The sequence below is a fragment of the Mesorhizobium sp. M6A.T.Ce.TU.016.01.1.1 genome, assembly GCF_003997065.1.
GTDB lineage: Bacteria > Pseudomonadota > Alphaproteobacteria > Rhizobiales > Rhizobiaceae > Mesorhizobium > Mesorhizobium mediterraneum.
In genome coordinates this window covers 76,269-93,962 of the sequence record NZ_RZTJ01000005.1, presented here as the reverse complement: position 1 = coordinate 93,962, position 17,694 = coordinate 76,269, and the positions used below count along the sequence as shown (strand labels likewise).

Sequence of the window (17,694 nt, the reverse complement as noted above, 5' to 3'; positions counted from 1 at the left end):
CCCTTATCCCCCGTATTTCTCGACCTTCTGCTCGATGGCGCCGAAGATCGAATGTCCGGTCCTGTCCTTCATCTCGATGCGCACCGTGTCGCCAAAGCGCAGGAATGGCGTTTTCGGCGCGCCAGCCTCGATGGTCTCGATCATACGCAACTCGGCAATGCAGGAATAGCCGGCGCCCCCTGCCGAGACAGGCTTGCCCGGGCCGCTGTCGAGCTTGTTGGAGACCGTGCCCGAACCGATGATCGTGCCGGCGGCCAGCGGCCGGGTTTTCGCGGCATGTGCGATCAGCGCCGGAAAATCGAAGGTCATGTCCACGCCGGCGTTCGCCCGGCCAAACGGCTTGCTGTTGAGATCGACCAGCAGCGGCAGGCTGACCTTGCCGCCATCCCAGGCCTCGCCTAGTTCGTCCGGCGTGACCGCGACCGGCGAAAAAGCCGAGGACGGCTTTGATTGGAAGAAGCCGAAGCCCTTGGCTAGCTCTGGCGCAGTCAGGGAGCGCAGCGTGACGTCATTGACCAGCATGACCAGCCGGATCGCCGCCCGCGTCTCATCCAGGCTTGCTCCCATCGGGACATCATCGACGATGACGGCGATCTCCCCTTCCATGTCGACGCCAAAAGCCTCGTCGGTCGCCCGGATCGGATCACGTGGCGCTATGAAACTGTCGGAACCACCCTGATAGATCAGCGGATCGGTCCAGAAGCTTGCCGGCATCTCGGCGCCACGCGCCTTCCGCACCAACTCGACATGATTCACATAGGCCGAGCCATCCGCCCATTGATAGGCGCGCGGCAACGGCGAATGGGCGTCATGCTCGTGAAAGCGCGCTGACGGCACCGCATTGTTCTCCAGCGATTCCGCCATGGCGGCCAGATGCGGCGCGATCCGGCTCCAGTCGTCGAGTGCCGCCTGCAGCGTCGGCACCAGAAACGAGGCATCGGTGAACCGCGTCAGGTCGCGCGAGACGACGGCCAACTTTCCGTCACGCGTCCCGTCCTTCAATGTGGCAAGCTTCATGTGTCCTCCCAGGGGCGTTTACTCGTAGTATTTGCCGGCATAGATAACTCTGGCTGCGGCTTTCCAGGGATTGTCACCCGCCAAAAATGCCGGGTCGCCCCGCTCATTGTCTTTGAACCAAGCGACCGATGATTCAAGAAATGTGCTGAGCGAGCCATTTTCCCATCCGTTCCAGCCGGTATCAGGTCCTGCTGGCTCCGTTGCCTCCTTGCGATCCGCGTCCTTACGGTCCTTGCTCAGCGCGTCGATGAACCGGACGAAAGATGGCAGATCCTGCACTTTCTCAAGAAGCATCGAGAGTTGCGTCGCGGATCTCTCGTCGGATACGCGCACCTCTTCCCAAAGCTTGTCGTTGGCCATCCTCACTCCCTAAGCCCCACAACAAGGCCGTCGCGGGCGATCGTCAAGTCACCCGCCCATGTTTTCCTAACGGCGGCGATCCAATCGGCCTCACCGATCTCGGGATCGTCGGCCGGAATGAGGTGGTTGAGCACCAGTCGCCCGACCCCGGCCTCGGTCGCAATGCGACCCGCCTCCCCGGCAAGACTGTGGCTGGCGAGCAGATGTTCCCTCAGCCGCGCGCCGTTGCCGGTCCGAGCAACCAGCCGGTCGATGCCTTCTTCCAGCATGGCTTCATGGACGAGGATATCGGCGCCTTTGGCAAAATCGGCCAATGGCGGAAAGTATGCCGTATCGGCTGAGAACACGACGCTTTTTGCACCATGTTCGAAGCGCAGCGCAAAGCAGTCGGTCACCGGCGGATGGTCGACGCGCAGCGCTGAAACCTTCAGGCCGCGCTGCTCCACAACCAGGCCTTGGCCGAACTCGACGATCGCAACCATCTCTCTGATATCCGGCCGGCCTTCGTCGGTGATGCGGATCTCGATGTCGAACTCCATCGCCTGGCAAAAGCGCTGCCAGTAATGGCCGGTGCCGGGCGGGCCGAACACAGTGACCGGTGTCGCCAGACCCGCCGTCCAGGCGGTGTGGATCAGCGGACCGAGTTCCAGCAAATGGTCGGAATGCAGATGCGTGATGAAGATCAGGTCCAGCATCTTCAAGCTGGTGCCGGCGTCGGCCAGCCCACGCGTCACGCCAAGCCCACAATCGACGACGATGTTGCGGCCGCCGATCTCCAGCAGCGACGAACTCGGCCACGGCCCACCCGGCCGAAGCGCCGGGCCGCCCTTCGACCCCAGCAGCACCAGCCGATCCCGCGTTGTATCAGCGCTCAAGACCAGTCGCCCTCGGGCGTGCCGTTGAAGCGCTTCTTCAGATCGGCCCAGCAGTCGATGTAATTCTCCTGCCGGGTTTCAACCTCGGCGGCGTAGCGGGTCAGCATCTGCGGGAATCGGGTCTCGAACATGAAGGCCATGGTGTTGTCGAGCTTGACTGGTTTCAGCTCGGCACGCGAGGCCTTTTCGAAGCCAGACGCGTCGGGCCCGTGGGCCAGCATCAGATTGTGCAGGCTGATGCCGCCGGGAACGAAGCCCTCCTCCTTAGCGTCGTACTGGCCATGGATCAGGCCCATGAACTCGCTCATGATGTTGCGGTGATACCAGGGCGGGCGGAACGTGTTTTCGGCGACCAGCCAGCGCGGCGGGAAGATGACGAAGTCGATGTTGGCGGTGCCCTCCTCGCCGCTCGGCGCGGTCAGCACCGTGAAGATCGACGGATCGGGATGGTCGAACAGGATCGCGCCGACCGGCGAAAACGTTGCAAGATCATACTTATAGGGCGAATAATTGCCGTGCCACGCCACCACATCCAGCGGCGAATGATCGAGTTCGGTGACATGAAACTGCCCGCACCATTTCACGATCAGCCGGCAGGGCGTTTCCTTCTCCTCGAACCAGGCGCAAGGCGTCTTGAAATCGCGCGGATTGGCCAGGCAATTGGCGCCGATCGGGCCACGATCCGGCAGCGTCAGCTTGGCGCCGTAATTCTCGCAGACATAGCCGCGCACTGTTTCATCGACCAGTTCGACCTTGAACACGAGGCCGCGCGGCAGCACCGCGATCTCGCCCGGTCGCAATTCGATGACGCCCATCTCGGTAACGAGGCGTAGGCTGCCGATCTGCGGCACGACCAGCAACTCACCATCGGCGTTGAAGAAATGATCGTCGACCATCGAACGGTTGGCAACATAGACATGGGCGGCCATGCCGGTCTGGCCGAGCACGTCGCCGGCGGTGGTGATGCTGCGCATGCCGGCGATGAAGTCGGTCGGCTCCTTCGGCATCGGCACCGGATTCCAGCGATATTGACCAAGCGCCAGCTCGTGATCGCCGAGATTGGGCGCGCTCTTCCACAGCGGATAACTCGCCGGCTTGAAGCGGCCGGTGTGCCTGACGCTCGGCCTGATGCGATAGAGCCAGGAACGCTCATTGGTGCCGCGCGGAGCGGTGAAGGGCGAGCCGGACAATTGCTCGGCATAAAGGCCGTAGGCCGGTCGCTGCGGCGAATTCCGCCCTTGCGGCAGCGAACCTGGCAGGGTTTCGGTTTCGAAGTCGTTGCCGAACCCCGGCATGTAGGAAAAGGCCATGGTTTCCTCCCGAATCCACAGTGCCAGAGCGGCCTTTGCGCGTCCACGAGGACGCGCGGCCGCTCTGGATTGACCAAACTGGTTTCATTTGTAACCATTGAAAATGTAACCATCAACTGACTTAAGAGATGCGGCGACTGCGAAAATGACAACCAAGCGCGAGATCTTTAACGAACCGGAAATCCTCGAACTTGAAAGCTTCCTGCCCTACCGGCTCTATCGCCTTGCCGACGCCGTCAGCCGCGAATTCTCCAGGATTTACAAAGATCGCCACGGCTTGACGCGGCCCGAATGGCGCACGCTGGCCGGGCTCGGACAGCACGGGACCATGACCGCGACAGCGCTCGGTGAGCAGTCGGCCATGCACAAGACCAAGGTTTCGCGCGCCGTCGCCGAGCTTGAACGGCGGCGGTGGCTGACTCGCACACCTGATGAAAAAGACCGCCGGATCGAGCATCTGATGCTGACCAAGGCCGGCCATGCCGCCTATCGCGAAATGGTGCCGCTGGCGAAGGCATTCGAACGGGAATTGCTGGCAAAACTAGGCGCTGGCGAGCGCACCGCGATCACCAACGGACTGGTTGCGCTTAAGAAGGCTCTGGGCAAGGATTAGGTGCTCACCAGTCCATCACCACCTTGCCCGAATTGCCGCTGCGCATCGCATCGAACCCGGTCTGGAAGTCGTCGATGCCGATGCGGTGGGTGATCAACCCGCTGACGTCGAGCGGACCCTGCACCAGCGCAATCATCTTGTACCAGGTCTCGAACATCTCGCGGCCATAGATGCCCTTGAGATGCAGCATCTTGAAGATGACCTTGTTCCAGTCGATCTCGAAGCCGGTCGACGCAATGCCCAAAATGGCGATCTTGCCACCATTGTTCATGGTGTCGATCATGTCGCGGAAGGCGGGCGCCGCACCCGACATTTCGAGGCCGACGTCAAAACCTTCGGTCATGCCGAGAGCTGGCATGATGTCGCGCAGCTTTTCCTTCGATGCGTCGACCACATGCTGGACGCCGAGCTTTTTCGCCAGCGCCAGCCGCACCGGGTTGATGTCGGTGATGACCACTTTTCGCGCGCCGACGCACTGCGCCACCAGCGCACCCATAATACCGATCGGCCCGGCGCCGGTGACCAGAACGTCCTCGCCTACGAGATCGAAGGACAATGCGGTGTGAACCGCATTGCCGAGCGGATCGAAGATCGCGGCGATCTCGTCGGGCACGTCGTCGGGGATCGGCACGACATTGTGCTGAGGGATTGCCAGATACTCGCCGAAGGCGCCCGGCCGGTTGACACCGACGCCGAGTGTGTTGCGGCACAGATGCCCCCTGCCCGCCCGGCAGTTGCGGCAATGGCCGCAGACGATGTGGCCTTCACCCGAAACGCGCTGGCCGACCTTGTACTCGGTCACCGCCGCGCCGAAGTCGGCGACCGTGCCGACGAATTCGTGACCGGTCACCATCGGCACCGGCACGGTCTTTTGCGCCCACTGGTCCCAATTGTAGATGTGGACGTCGGTGCCGCAGATCGCGGTCTTCTTGATTTTGATCAGAACGTCGTTCGGGCCGATTTCCGGCACCGGCACCTCTTCCATCCAGATGCCCGGCTCGGCCTTGGCCTTGACCAGCGCCTTCATCATGTTCGACATTCTTTTGTCCCTTGAATCTCTTGATCCGGAATCGCTTTTCAGTTCCGGCCGTTCAGGAAATCACACCGATTTCGCGCCCGACCGCGCCGAACGCCTCGACCGCGCGGTCGATGTCGGCGCTGGAATGGGCGGCCGACATTTGCGTGCGGATGCGCGCCTGGCCCTTCGGCACCACCGGAAACGAGAAGCCGATGACATAGATGCCGCGCTTCAGCATGCGCGCCGCCATTTCTTGCGCCAGTGTCGCATCGCCCAGCATGACAGGGATGATTGGATGGTCGGCGCCTGCCAACGTGAAGCCGAGCTTACCCATTTCAGACCGGAAGCGCGCCGCATTGGCATAGAGGCGCTGACGCAGCGCGTCGCCATTGCCGATCAGTTCGAAAACCCGGATCGAGGCGCCTGCGATCGCCGGCATCAGCGTGTTGGAAAACAGATAGGGCCGCGAGCGCTGGCGCAGCCAGTCGACCACTTGGCTCTTGCCCGATGTGTAGCCGCCAGATGCGCCGCCCAATGCCTTGCCGAGCGTGCCGGTGATGATGTCCACCCTGCCCTCGACGCCGCAATGCTCGGCCGAGCCGCGGCCGTTCTTGCCGACGAAGCCGACCGCATGGCTGTCGTCGACCATCACCATCGCGTCGTATTTCTCGGCGAGATCGCAAACGCCCTTTAGATTGGCGATGATGCCGTCCATGGAAAATACACCGTCGGTGGCGATCAGCCGAAAACGGCAATCCATTGCCTCCTTCAGCCGCGATTCCAGATCGGCCATGTCGTTGTTGGCGTAGCGGAAGCGCTTCGCCTTTGACAGCCGCACGCCGTCGATGATCGAGGCGTGGTTCAGCGCGTCGGAGATGACCGCATCCTCCTCGCCGAGCAGCGTCTCGAACAAGCCGCCATTGGCATCGAAGCAGGAGCCGTAGAGGATCGTGTCCTCCATGCCGAGGAAGCCAGAAATCGTCGCCTCGAGCTGCTTGTGTTCTTCCTGCGTGCCGCAGATGAAACGCACCGACGCCATGCCATAACCATAGCGGTCGAGTGCCTGCTTGGCCGCATCGCGCAATTCGGCACTATCGGCGAGGCCGAGATAGTTGTTGGCGCAGAAATTCAGCACCTTCTCGCCGCCCACCTCGATCTCGGCCGACTGCGTCGAGGTGATCACCCGCTCGGATTTGTAGAGGCCGGCAGATTTCAGCCCTTGAAGCTCGCTATCGATATGGGAGAGGAATGCCGCGCTCATGACCAGGCCCTGTTGAGATTGAATGGACTGTCGCCCCACGCGGGCGAAAAATCCACCGCAAAAGCGACCGTTTCGGTGACGCGACGGCCAGTGGCCAGAATGCCGCCAACGGCGGATGCTCAAATGCGTGTGCGGCGCGAAAGAACGCGATAACCATTTCGCGAGCTTTCCACCGCTACCGCTATCGCCGCTCTGTCGACTTCCAAAGCTGTTAACATTTTCAAGCCAATGGTTCTCGCACCCAAAAATCTGTCGGCGAGAGGGACCGCCCCAGAAAATGTCGCAGCAACCGGCGCAAACCATTTCGGGCAGGCTCGTCCTGTTGATCAAGGCCGGCTATTGGCTGGCGCTGCTGATCATTGCCGCCATGGTGATGGCCTCCTTCATCCTTCTCCAGCAAATGATGGCTGCCCAACGGCACAACGACACGCTGCTCGACATTGTCGGCATGCAAAAGACGCTGTCGCAACGCATTGTCTTCCTTGCCAACGCGGCAGGTGCTGCTTCGCGTGACCAACAACCGGCTCTGGTCACCGCGTTCAAACAGGCAACGGCGGAGTTCGAGAGGAACTACGACCTTCTGCTCGAGCGGGTCGTCGCCGACCCGGCGTCACCGGCAAGGTTCGATCCAAAATCAGTCGAAAGCGTACTTTTCACCAAGCCGTTTCATCTCGATTACTTCTCGGTCGGGCTCATCGCCAACGGCGAACGACTGGTTTCGGCGTTTGAATCACAATTCGGCATGGCCGACAATGGCGGCTACAAAGGCGGCGGCGAACGCGTCAACCTCGACGCTTCCATCGCCAATGCGACCCTGTCGGGCTATGCGGCACTCGGCCAGCGCATCAGCGCCCATGCCGACGCACGATCGGAAACACTTCTCGATCTCCATCGAACGCTGTTCTACACCACCATCGGCGTCATCGTGCTGGTAGCACTTTTCATCTTCAGGCCGATGTCGAACACCATTCTGCGCAAGACGCACGAACTGATCGATGCCCGCAATTCGATGGCCTTCATCGCCGTGCATGACGGCCTTACCGGCCTGCACAACCGCACCTTCCTGACTGACCATTTCGAAGCGCTGATCAAGGGTGCGCAACGTCGGCGAGAACGGCTTGCGGCGGTCCAGCTCGACCTCGACCGATTCAAGCAGATCAACGATACTCTCGGCCACGCTGCCGGCGACTATGTGCTGGTGGTGACGGCGCAGCGGATGCGCGATTCCTGCCGGGCGTCGGATCTCTGCGTGCGTCTCGGCGGCGACGAGTTCGTGATGATCCTCAATGGTGCCGGCGGCACCGAGGATATCAACATGGTCGCCAGGCGCGTGCTGACGCAGATCAACGAGCCGATCGTTTTTCGGGGCACTACCATCCTTCCGGGCGCCAGCGCCGGCGTAGCCGTCTATCCGGTCGACGCCGACAATGCGCAGGATCTGCTCGTCCATGCCGACCTCGCGCTCCACGCCGCCAAGAAGCAAAGCGGCGGCAGTCTCTCATTCTTCTCCGAGGAGTTGCGGCATGAACTCGATTACCGCAAGCAGCTCGAGCGCGACATCAGGATCGCAATCTCGGAGGAGGCGTTCCAGGTCTACTTCCAGCCGCAGGTTTCGTTGTCGAACGGCACGATCGGCGGCATCGAAGCGCTGGTTCGCTGGAAACATGCCGAGCGCGGTATGATCGCACCGGGCGAGTTCATTCCCGTCGCTGAGAAATGCGGCCTCATGTCCGCGGTCGGCCGCATCGTTATCGCCAAGGCAATCAGCGAGGCGGCCGAGTGGGACCGCGCCGGTGTTGCCTTCGGACGGCTCGCCGTCAACGTGTCCGGCTCCGAACTGCGTGAGCCCGATTTCGACGCGTTTCTCTTCGATACGCTTGAAAAGGCCGGCCTGCCGCCACAAAAACTGTCGCTGGAGATCGTCGAATCCGTCATCCTCGACGACGAGAAGACCGGCATCGCGGCAAAGCTTCGGCATATTCGCGCCGCGGGCGTCCATCTCGAGCTCGACGATTTCGGCACCGGCTACGCGTCGCTCAGCCACGTCAACCCGAACGAGATCGACCGACTGAAGATCGATCGCCGCTTCGTCCAGAACATCAATGAGAACGGCGACAATACCAAGATCGTGAGAGCCATCACCGAACTCGCCCGTGGCCTCGGCATCTCGATTGTCGCCGAGGGCGCCGAAACCGAAGCCGAGCTCGACTCGCTGATGGCGATCGGCTGCGACCAGGTGCAGGGCTATTCCATCGCCTTCCCGATGCCGCAGGACAAGGCACGCGAATGGCTGGTCGCGCGGGCACCGAAGAAAGCCAGGCTGACGGTGCTACGGGGAAGCCTGGCGTAAGGCGCCAACCTTGACAAGCCTCCTCAGAAATGGCCGCTTGTCATGATCGGAAACGGATATTCCGGATGCTGGTGCCGCTTCGCCTTGCCGTGCTGATCGTGCTGTTTTTTGCTCTCCCCGCAGGCGCCGCCGATCGCACCATCTATCTCACCTTCGATGATGGCCCGCTGACCGGCACCAATAACATTCTCGATGTGCTCGAGGCCGAGCAGGTTCCGGCGACGCTCTTTATGGTTGGCATGCATGCGCAGGCGAGCGCGCTCAACAAGGCGCTGGTGCAGCGCGCCAAGAGGATGCCGCTGGTGACGATCGGCAACCACAGCTACAGCCACGCATACAATCACTACCGGCACTTCTATGGGGACACCGAAGGGGTCGTCGCCGACATGCTGCGGGCCAACGCGGCGCTGGGGCTGAAACCGTCGGTCCATGCACGGCTGCCGGGGCGCGACGTGTTCAGGCTGCTCTCGATGTCGAAGAACGACACTTCACTCGGACTGGCCGAAGAGGGCCGTGAGGATCCCGACTATGAGTTCGTCGCCGCGTCTGGCTTCTATCTCTACGGCTGGGATCATGAATGGGTTCACGAAAACAGCGGCAAGCCGGTGCAGACCATCGACCATCTGGTCAGCGAGATCGATCATTTGTTCGGCTACGGCCGCTTCGTCAAGCCCGGCAAGCTGATCCTGCTGATGCATGACGAGATGTTCCAGAACGTGTTCGACGGCAAGGCGAACCTGACGGCCCTGATCAAAGCGCTGAAGCTGCGCCGCTACACCTTCGGCGCGATCTCCGGCTATGACGGCTGAGCAGATTCTCCTCGTTATGATCTAGTATTGCAAGCCGGCTTGCCGGAACGAGGCGGAACATCGTCGTCATCACCGGGAAAAGCCGCCAGCAATTGTCCGAAGCTCGGCATACGCGCCAACCGTTCGTATTCTTCGAATGACAGGATCACGGCCTGCCTGCGGCCATGTCGCATGATGATGGCGGGTTCTCCCGCGAGCGCCTGATCGACCAATGCTGAAAGCGTAGCACTGGCATCCTTCAACTGAATTTCGCGCATGGCATTGTCCTAGGCCTGTCCGTTCCTAACCTTCAACATTCGCCCGCAACGCCGCCAGTACCGCAGCAAACTCCGCCAGCCTGTCGTCGGACAGCCCCTTCCGCAGCCGCTTGTCGAAGGCGAGTGCTGCCGTGCGCAACTTCAGGAACAGCGCCTCGCCGGCCTCGGTCAGCTCGACCTGGTGAACCCGGCGGTTTTCCGGATCGCGGCGCCGGTTCAGCAAGCCTTGCGTCTCCATCGCGTTCAGATGATGGGTCAGCGTCGCGCCCTGGATTCCGATCATGCCGGCGAGCTCGCGCTGGTTGGCCAGTTCGCGCGACTTGACCGACAACAGAGTGACCCAGACCGGCAGCGTGCCGCCTGCCTCGACCAAGGCGGCGTCGAAGGCCTGAGCGACCACCTTGGCGGTGCGCGCGAGATTCATGCCGACTGGCGGGCGGTCAAATGGCGTCATGATCCGACACTAGAGCAAGGGAAAGGTCGATGGAACTGGCCCATGTCTTATACATTGACATCTAATCATTTGATATCTAATCTTTCGGGCAGCAGCGGCGGGCACAGGAGGAAAAGCGATCATGCAATATGTCTACATCGTCGTCCTCGGCCTTCACGTCATGGCGGGCGTGTTCTGGGCCGGCACCACCATCGCGGTTGGCCGCGACCCAGATATCCGGGCGGAACGATTCTTCCGGCCGCAAATGGGCGCGGCCGGCATGGTGTTCCTCACCGGCATACTGCTGTGGTATTTCTTCCATGAGGGCGTTTTCGGCTCGATGGAGAAAGTTCTGGCACTGGGCATCGTAACAGCCCTGATTGCCGCCGGCGTTCAGGGCGCGCTCGTCGGCTCCGCCAGCAGACAACTGGCCGGCGCCGACGCCGCGACGCAAACCCATTTGCGCGCAAAGATGACACGAGGCGAACGCATCGCCGGCGGGCTGCTGGTCATCACCGTGTTCTGCATGGCCACCGCCAGGATGTTTTGAGCGGCGCTACCGCGATCCAATCCACGAGATCGTACGGCGCCCGGCTCCAGCCGGCGGCGTGCGCGGCGCGCACCGGGCCTAAGCGGAAGGTGGCTCTCCCTGCGAAGGGTTCGGCTGCGCGCCACCAATCAATCCAGCGATCCTCAGATCCGCAGGCCGAACCGGATGCCGTCATAGATGGCGGCGTGGATGTTGCGCGAGGCGACTGCGTCACCGATGCGGAAAAGCACGAAACCGCCTTGCGGATTGCGCGCCGGAAAAATGTCGCCACCACTGACCAGCCGCTCGTAATCGACCGCGCCGCCGTTTTTCGACAGCGGTTTCAGCGCGAGATAGAGATCGTCGAGCGGCAGCGTGCCGTGCTCGACCACCACCTGATCGACCCGCCGCTCGCCGCGCCAGCCGTCTGCGAAGTCGGAGGCAAGCGCGGCGACCAGTTGATTGCCCTCGCGCCGCACCGAGCGCAGCCGCGTGTTGATGGTGATGGTCACGCCCTTTTCCTGGAAGGCGCGCATATAGGGCACGTGGTTCATGCCGCCCATTTCCGGGGCGAAGAAGCGCTCGGGCGAAACAAGCTCCAGCTTCGAACCCGCGGTCGCGATCAGCTCTGCCGCGCCCATGCCCTGATGGCCGCCATTGTCGTCGTAGAGCAGCACGTTTTCGGCCGGCTTGATGCTGCCGGCCATGATGTCCCAACTGGAAGTGACGAGGCTATCGCCTGCCACCAGCGGTGGGTTTTGCGGCAGGCCGCCGGTGGCGACCACCACCACGTCGGGGGACAGCGCCAGCACGTCGTCCTTCTCCGCCCAGGTGTCGTAGCGGATCTCAACGCCGAGCCGGTCGAGCTCGGCCAGCCGCCAGTCGATGATGCCGATTAGCTCCTTGCGGCGCGGGTTCTGTGTCGCCAGCCGCACCTGGCCGCCGGCCTGGCTCGATGCTTCCAGCACCGTGACCTCATGCCCGCGCTCGGCAGCGACACGCGCCGCTTCCAGGCCGCCTGCACCGGCGCCGACGACGACCACCTTCCGCTTTGGTCCCTCGGTTCTCGGGATGATGTGCGGGATGTCAGCCTCGCGGCCGGTTGCCGCATTGTGGATGCACAGCGCCTCGCCGCCCTCATAGATGCGGTCGAGGCAGTAAGTGGCGCCGACGCAAGGGCGGATCTCGTGCTCGCGGCCCTCCATCACCTTTCTCACGATATGCGGGTCGGCGATATGGGCGCGGGTCATGCCGACCATGTCGAGCTTGCCGGTGGCAATGGCATGGCGCGCCGTGGCGACGTCGGAAATGCGCGCCGCATGGAAGGTCGGGAATTTCGTCGCCGCCCTTACTTCGCCGGCGAAGTCGAGATGCGGCGAGGATCGCATGCCGGTCACCGGGATGACCCTGGTCAGCGCGGCATCGGTTTCGATCGAGCCGCGGATGATGTTGAGAAAATCAACCTTGCCGGAGCCGGCCAGCCGCCTGGCGATCTCGACGCCTTCCTGTTTCGACAAGCCTTTTTCGAAATCCTCGTCGGCGACCATGCGGATGCCGACGACGAACCTTTCGCCGACCGCCGCCCGCACGGCGTCGAGCACCATGCCGGTAAAGCGCAAGCGGTTGTCGAGCGAGCCGCCGAAATCGTCATCGCGCTGGTTGGTGGCCGGCGACCAAAAGCCGTCCATCAGATGGCCGTAGGCCTCGAACTCGATGCCATCGAGGCCGGCGACCTGGCAGCGCTGGGCGGCCGCGGCATAGTCGGCAATGATGCGCTCCATGTCCCAGTCCTCGATGGTCTTGGGGAAGGCGCGATGCGCCGGCTCGCGCACCGGTGAGGCCGACAGCACCGGCAGCCAGTCGGCCTTGTTCCAGCCGGTACGGCGGCCGAGATGGGTGATCTGGATCATCACCTTGCAGTCATGCTCATGGCAGGCATCAGCGAGTTCCGTGAGCCACGGCACGATGCGGTCGTCATAGACGTGCAGATTGCCGAACGCGGCCGGACTGTCGCGCGAGACGATCGCCGAGCCTGCGGTCATGGTCAGCGCCATACCGCCTTTGGCCTTTTCGGCGTGGTAGAGCCGGTAGCGCTCTTTCGGCATGCCATCCTCGGAATAGGCCGGCTCGTGACTGGTCGACATGACCCGGTTCTTCAGCGTCAAATGTTTGAGCTGATAAGGCTGGAGAAGCGGATCGTTGCTGGTCATCGTGGCCCTGCTGTTTCAAATTGTGCTAATGAGCGGCAAATTTTTGTTTTTCGCATGTCGTTATCCTAAAACCGCTGCGCAGTTTTGGGCGACATGCAGTAAGGAAACCGCCCATGACCGATACGAAGAACCTTACTCAGCTCGGCACCAACGTCGAGGCACCACGGAGCCCTGAAGCGGCAGTCCTGGAAACCGTGCCATTTTCGCGCGGCGACGGGCCGCCGGCCATCGTCCGCTTCACCTGCCCGGAATTCACCTCGCTCTGTCCGGTCACCGGCCAGCCGGATTTCGCCCATATCGTCATCGACTATGCGCCCGACACGCTGCTGGTGGAATCGAAGTCGCTCAAGCTGTTCATGACCTCGTTTCGCAACCATGGCGCCTTCCACGAAGAGTGCACCGTGATGATCGGCCGCCGCATTATCGCCGCGACCAAACCACTGTGGTTGCGCATTGGCGGCTATTGGTATCCGCGCGGCGGCATTCCCATCGACGTGTTCTGGCAGACCGGCACGCCGCCGGAAGGCGCGTGGCTGCCCGACACCGGTGTCGCACCCTATCGCGGGCGCGGGTGAGTTTCGAAACGATCGATCTCGCATCAGTTGAGCGGCAGCCGCCGGTAGCGGCCGGGATTGTTCGGGTCGCTGAAATGGCCCATGGGCCCGTGCTCGGCGAAGTGCCCCGCCCAGCGCTTCATCGCGGCTGGGTCGAGTTCGACACCCAGTCCATCGCCCTCCGGCACGCGCACCGTGTTGCCGGTCTGCCGGAAAGGACCATCCTTGATGACATCGCCGATCTGCCAGCGAAACAGCGATTGCGATGCTTCGGTGATCCACGGCGTCGCCGCCACGACATGCAGATAGGCTGACGTCATGATGCCGAGATCGTTCGAGTAGCACCAGAACCCCTTGCCCATCGCCTCACAGGCGGCGATGAATTTCAGGGTTCTCGACAATCCGCCGAGTGCTGCGAAGTTGCAGACGAAGTAATCCGGCGCGCCAAGCGCGACCGCTCGTCTGAGATCGGGAATGTGTGTGGAGAACGGAATGCGCGAATGCTGGCGCAGCGCTGCCATCTCCTCGAAGGTCGCGACCGGATCCTCGTAATTGCGGATGTTGAACGGTTCGATCTCGCGCAGCACCCAGCGCGCGGTGGTCAGCGACCACTGCATGTTGGAATCGAGCTTGATCTGTGCCTTCTCGCCGAGCGCCTCGCGCAACATCCGCACCGTCCGGATCTCAAGCTCGGGATCGCCCATGATCAGCTTGCCTTCGAAGATGGTCGAGCCATGCTGCTCGCGCATCTTCAGGCAATAGTCGACGATCGCGTCGGGCGTCATCTCGCCGCCCGCCCCGTCCTGTGCGGGACGAAAGGCGAAATACTCCGAAAACGGAATGTCCTTGCGCACTGCGCCGCCAAGCAGCTTGTAGAGCGGCATGCCGAAGACCTTGCCTCTGATATCCCACAGCGCCAGCTCGACGGCTCCGAACGCCACGGATGCGGCATTCTCGCCGGTGTTGGCGGTGATCTGCCAGGGCGGCACGCAGCGCGCCTCGCAGTCGGCGATGTCGAGCGGATCGGCGCCGATCAGCGCCGGCGCGATCTCGGCCTTGATCACCTCGCCGAAATGCCACCATGGCGCCTCGCCCAGTCCGACCACGCCTTCGTCCGTCTCGACCTCGATGATCGACTTCGAGGCGCCGCCATAAAGCCCGGCCGTCCACCAGAACGGCGCGTCTAGCGGAACGTTGACATGGGTGACGCGGATGTTGATGATCTTCATCGGTTCCCTTCTCACTCGCACTGGTATTGGCTGAGCGCCCATTCGCCGGTCACCGACAGAAGGTCCGTGACCTTCCAGTCACCGTCGATCTTCTTGAGTTTCCATTCCAGCCGGTGCGGATTGCCGGCGACGACGAAGGCGACGACCACCTTGGCCGCGTCGCCATTGACCGCTTCGATAGTCTTCAGGCTCTTGTCGATCTCGGCCTTGTCGTATTGCGCATTGTCGAGCGCCATGTTGGGATCGAGGCATTCGCCCTGCCCCGATTTCCGCAGCGCGTCGCTCTTGTCGAGCACCGACTTCGCCGGATCGGCGAAGTGGCTGCGCTGGGCCGGATCGAGCTCGAGCCCGACATGCTCGTAAAACGGCTTCACCACCGCCGTTGGCGAACCCGGCTGCACCGGCGCGGCCGCGGCGCTGTCAGTCGGCTGAGACGCGGCCGGCGGAGTTGCAGGTGCCGCATTGTCGGCCGACGCGTTCGCGGGCGGCGCGCCGAACAGGCCCTGAGCAGCGGCGCTGCTCAACCCCGCCGCCAGCAGGCACACAGTCGCCAGAGCCAGGGCGCGGGCCATGGCATCACTCCGGAGTCTGGCCAGCCAGGCATTCGAGCGCACTCAGCGTCCAGCCGTTGGTCTTCGAGGTGATGTCGGCGATCTTCCACTGGCCGTCGATCTTCTTGAGCGACCAGACCATTTCGCGTTTGGATTCATCACCTTCCGGGAAAAGGTTGAACGTCGCCGTCACCTCGGCGCTATCGCCATCCACTGCTTCAGACAGCTTCAACGTCTTGGCGACCGTCTTCTCGTCGAAATCCTGGGCGTCGAGACCGGGGGCGAAGTCGATGCAAGGCACCTCGTCCGGCTTGTTCTTCTTTGCCTGGTCGTTGAGGTCGAACAGCTTGGTCACCGGCTCGGTGAAGCGGTCGCGGTATTGCGCGTCGGCCTCGAATTTGACCTCGGGCATGTAGAAGAACTTCACCGCGTTGGATGCCGGCCCGGCCAGAGCGGCCGCAGGCGCTGCGATCGAGAGGGCGGCGGCAAGCGCAGTCAGTCTCATCCGATAATCTCCAGGCTTTCGTGGCGGGAACCGTTCAATACCACGAATCCTGCATCCCGGCTTTTTTGCGGCCCATGAATTCCCCTTGAGCGTTAACTCAGGCGCCTGGGGCGTTAACTCAGGCGCCCTGGGGCGTTAACTCAGGCGTCCAGCCAGACGTTCTGGAGATCCATCTCGAAAGTCTGGTGGACAGCGTAATTCTTCACCTTCTTGTTCATGTGGCTGTACAGCTTCTGCCAGAACGGCTGAATGATGACGCCCGAATCCTGCAGGATCTGCTCGACGTCCTTCATGACCTCGCGGCGCTTCTCCACGTCGATGAGTGAGAGGGCCTGCTTGAGCTTGGCGTCGAAATCAGGATTCGAATACGCCGTTTCGTTCCAGGCCTCGCCGGTGCGATAGCCGAGCGCCAGCACCTGAACGCCGAGCGGGCGCATGTACCAGATGGTCATGGAATAGGGGTACTTCGTCCAGTCGTTCCAGAAGGTCGACCCCGGCAGCACCGTGCGTTTCACCTTGATCCCGGCTTCGCGCAGCTGGCCGGCAATCGCGTCGCCGGTATTCTTTTGCCAATCGTCCTCGACGGTGATCAGTTCATGCTCGAAGTCGGCCTGTCCGGCCTCGGCCATCAGCTTCTTGGCGCCCGCCGCGTCGCGCGTCTTTTTGGGCAGCGGGTAGTATTCCGGATGGATCGGGCTGACGTGGTGGTTTTCACCTGGGGTGCCCCGCCCGGCGTAGCCAAGTTGAAGCACGGCATTGTTGTCGACGGCCATTTGCAGGGCATTGCGCACTCGCTGGTCATCGTAGGGCTTGTGCGTGATGTTGGTCCGGGCAACGAGGGTCGTCGCTGTCGCGACCTCCGATTTCTCCAGCCCCATCTTGTCGAGGATGTCGATGAAGTCGGCGGGTGTCTCGAAATTGACGTCGATCTCGCCGGAGTCGAATGCATTCACCGAGGCGTTGAAGTCGGTGCCGTAGTCGATGAATTCGACACTGTCGAGCGGCGCTTCGCCGCCCCACCATTTGCCATTCTCACGACGCTTGACGATTGCGTTCTGGCCGACCGAATAAGACACGAGTTCGAAAGGCCCGGTGCCGATCGGCTTGGCGATTGGATCGGCGCCGTCGGCATCGAATTTGCGATGGACCACGAGCGCCGGATAGTCGGTGAAGTTCGGGATCAGCGAGATATCAGGTTCGTTCAGCTTCAGCTTGACCGTGTTGTCATCGACCTTGGTGATTGCCCCTTCCCTGGCCTTGCCGGTTTTTGCATCGATCAGCGCACCGACGCGCGCGGCCATTGAATTACCGGCGGCTTCCTTCTCGCACCAGCGCGTCAGATTGTAGGCAACGTCATCGGCGTTGAAAGCATCGCCGTTGTTCCAGGTGATGCCCTTGCGCACATGCAGCACATATTCGGTGGCGTCGTCGTTGACGTCCCAGCTCTCGAGCAAGACCGGCTCGAAAGTGAATTCGCGCGTGTAGCGGACAAGCGGCTCCAGCCAGCAGCGCGAAATGTTCGCAAGCTCCACCCAGTCGTAAGTGCGCGGGTCCTTCTGTGCCTTCACCGACATCGAAACGCGCAGCGTCCCGCCCTTCTTCGGCTCTTCGGCCAAGGCCCGCTCAGGCACGGCAAGGCCGATCATGCCATAGGCAAGGGCCGTCGATGCCCCAAAGGCGCTTGCCAGCGCCAGAAATTCGCGCCGGTCCATCCGGCCTGCGCGAACATCCTCACCCATCGCCTCGATCGCATTCGGCACGCGATCACCGTTGCTTCTGAAGAGTGCCATTTTTTCTCCCTGTGGTTCCCGTT

At 62.2% G+C, this 17,694-nt stretch carries 18 protein-coding genes; 5 read left to right on the top strand and 13 right to left on the bottom strand.

Features of this window, described 5'->3' with window-relative positions:
• Positions 1–3: 3 nt before the first annotated feature.
• The 4 genes from EOC94_RS11755 to hmgA are packed head-to-tail and all read right to left on the bottom strand — an operon-like array spanning position 4 to position 3,562.
• On the bottom strand, positions 4–1,017 hold the full coding sequence (locus EOC94_RS11755; protein WP_127290567.1) for a fumarylacetoacetate hydrolase family protein: 1,014 nt from the start codon (positions 1,015–1,017) through the stop codon (positions 4–6).
• 18 nt (positions 1,018–1,035) lie between these two features.
• Positions 1,036–1,377, bottom strand: coding sequence for a hypothetical protein (locus tag EOC94_RS11750; RefSeq protein WP_127290565.1), 342 nt, complete (start codon positions 1,375–1,377; stop codon positions 1,036–1,038).
• A gap of 2 nt (positions 1,378–1,379) precedes the next feature.
• Positions 1,380–2,252, bottom strand: a complete 873-nt coding sequence (locus EOC94_RS11745) for an MBL fold metallo-hydrolase (protein WP_127290563.1) — start codon at positions 2,250–2,252, stop codon at positions 1,380–1,382.
• Positions 2,249–3,562 (bottom strand): homogentisate 1,2-dioxygenase, encoded by a 1,314-nt coding sequence (hmgA, locus tag EOC94_RS11740; protein ID WP_127290561.1) that lies wholly within the window; start codon positions 3,560–3,562, stop codon positions 2,249–2,251. The genes EOC94_RS11745 and hmgA overlap by 4 nt, the downstream gene beginning before the upstream one ends.
• A 145-nt stretch (positions 3,563–3,707) precedes the next feature.
• Here hmgA and EOC94_RS11735 point away from each other — a divergent pair, with 145 nt between their 5' ends.
• Positions 3,708–4,175: a MarR family transcriptional regulator gene (locus tag EOC94_RS11735; RefSeq protein WP_127290559.1), complete on the top strand. Its 468-nt coding sequence runs from the start codon at positions 3,708–3,710 to the stop codon at positions 4,173–4,175.
• Between the two features lie 4 nt (positions 4,176–4,179).
• On the opposite strand, the gene tdh is transcribed toward EOC94_RS11735, so the two are convergent.
• Positions 4,180–5,214 carry an L-threonine 3-dehydrogenase gene (tdh, locus tag EOC94_RS11730; protein ID WP_127290557.1) on the bottom strand — a complete coding sequence of 345 codons (1,035 nt, stop codon included), beginning with the start codon at positions 5,212–5,214 and terminating at the stop codon, positions 4,180–4,182.
• A 52-nt stretch (positions 5,215–5,266) separates the two neighbouring features.
• Positions 5,267–6,454 carry a glycine C-acetyltransferase gene (locus tag EOC94_RS11725; protein WP_127290555.1) on the bottom strand — a complete coding sequence of 396 codons (1,188 nt, stop codon included), beginning with the start codon at positions 6,452–6,454 and terminating at the stop codon, positions 5,267–5,269.
• A gap of 277 nt (positions 6,455–6,731) precedes the next feature.
• On the opposite strand from EOC94_RS11725, the gene EOC94_RS11720 reads away from it, so the two are divergent.
• Entirely contained in the window at positions 6,732–8,804 is a 2,073-nt protein-coding gene (locus EOC94_RS11720; RefSeq protein WP_095485678.1) for an EAL domain-containing protein, read from the top strand.
• Positions 8,805–8,869: 65 nt separating this feature from the next.
• Positions 8,870–9,613, top strand: coding sequence for a polysaccharide deacetylase family protein (locus EOC94_RS11715; RefSeq protein ID WP_185928215.1), 744 nt, complete (start codon positions 8,870–8,872; stop codon positions 9,611–9,613).
• A gap of 14 nt (positions 9,614–9,627) precedes the next feature.
• Here the strand turns inward: EOC94_RS11715 and EOC94_RS11710 are convergent, their stop codons facing one another.
• Together EOC94_RS11710 and EOC94_RS11705 are read right to left on the bottom strand one after the other, a co-directional pair.
• Positions 9,628–9,870 carry a type II toxin-antitoxin system Phd/YefM family antitoxin gene (locus tag EOC94_RS11710; protein WP_127290553.1) on the bottom strand — a complete coding sequence of 81 codons (243 nt, stop codon included), beginning with the start codon at positions 9,868–9,870 and terminating at the stop codon, positions 9,628–9,630.
• Between the two features lie 25 nt (positions 9,871–9,895).
• On the bottom strand, positions 9,896–10,324 hold the full coding sequence (locus EOC94_RS11705; protein ID WP_127290551.1) for a MarR family transcriptional regulator: 429 nt from the start codon (positions 10,322–10,324) through the stop codon (positions 9,896–9,898).
• A 121-nt stretch (positions 10,325–10,445) separates the two neighbouring features.
• On the opposite strand from EOC94_RS11705, the gene EOC94_RS11700 reads away from it, so the two are divergent.
• Entirely contained in the window at positions 10,446–10,853 is a 408-nt protein-coding gene (locus EOC94_RS11700; RefSeq protein WP_127290549.1) for a hypothetical protein, read from the top strand.
• A gap of 143 nt (positions 10,854–10,996) precedes the next feature.
• Here EOC94_RS11700 and EOC94_RS11695 read toward each other — a convergent pair whose 3' ends face one another.
• Positions 10,997–13,042, bottom strand: coding sequence for an NADH:flavin oxidoreductase (locus EOC94_RS11695; RefSeq protein ID WP_127290547.1), 2,046 nt, complete (start codon positions 13,040–13,042; stop codon positions 10,997–10,999).
• 113 nt (positions 13,043–13,155) lie between these two features.
• On the opposite strand from EOC94_RS11695, the gene queF reads away from it, so the two are divergent.
• Positions 13,156–13,617, top strand: a complete 462-nt coding sequence (queF, locus tag EOC94_RS11690) for a preQ(1) synthase (protein ID WP_127290545.1) — start codon at positions 13,156–13,158, stop codon at positions 13,615–13,617.
• Positions 13,618–13,640: 23 nt separating this feature from the next.
• Here the strand turns inward: queF and EOC94_RS11685 are convergent, their stop codons facing one another.
• The 4 genes from EOC94_RS11685 to EOC94_RS11670 all read right to left on the bottom strand — a co-directional run bounded on the left by EOC94_RS11685 (position 13,641) and on the right by EOC94_RS11670 (position 17,671).
• Complete coding sequence (locus tag EOC94_RS11685) at positions 13,641–14,825, bottom strand: mandelate racemase/muconate lactonizing enzyme family protein (protein ID WP_127290543.1); 1,185 nt, start codon at positions 14,823–14,825, stop codon at positions 13,641–13,643.
• Between the two features lie 11 nt (positions 14,826–14,836).
• Positions 14,837–15,397: a hypothetical protein gene (locus EOC94_RS11680; protein ID WP_095485672.1), complete on the bottom strand. Its 561-nt coding sequence runs from the start codon at positions 15,395–15,397 to the stop codon at positions 14,837–14,839.
• Positions 15,398–15,401: 4 nt separating this feature from the next.
• A complete protein-coding gene (locus EOC94_RS11675; RefSeq protein WP_095485671.1) occupies positions 15,402–15,881 on the bottom strand; it encodes a DUF3828 domain-containing protein in 480 nt (159 codons plus the stop codon).
• 140 nt (positions 15,882–16,021) lie between these two features.
• Positions 16,022–17,671, bottom strand: a complete 1,650-nt coding sequence (locus EOC94_RS11670; RefSeq protein ID WP_127290541.1) for an ABC transporter substrate-binding protein — start codon at positions 17,669–17,671, stop codon at positions 16,022–16,024.
• Positions 17,672–17,694: the final 23 nt, after the last annotated feature.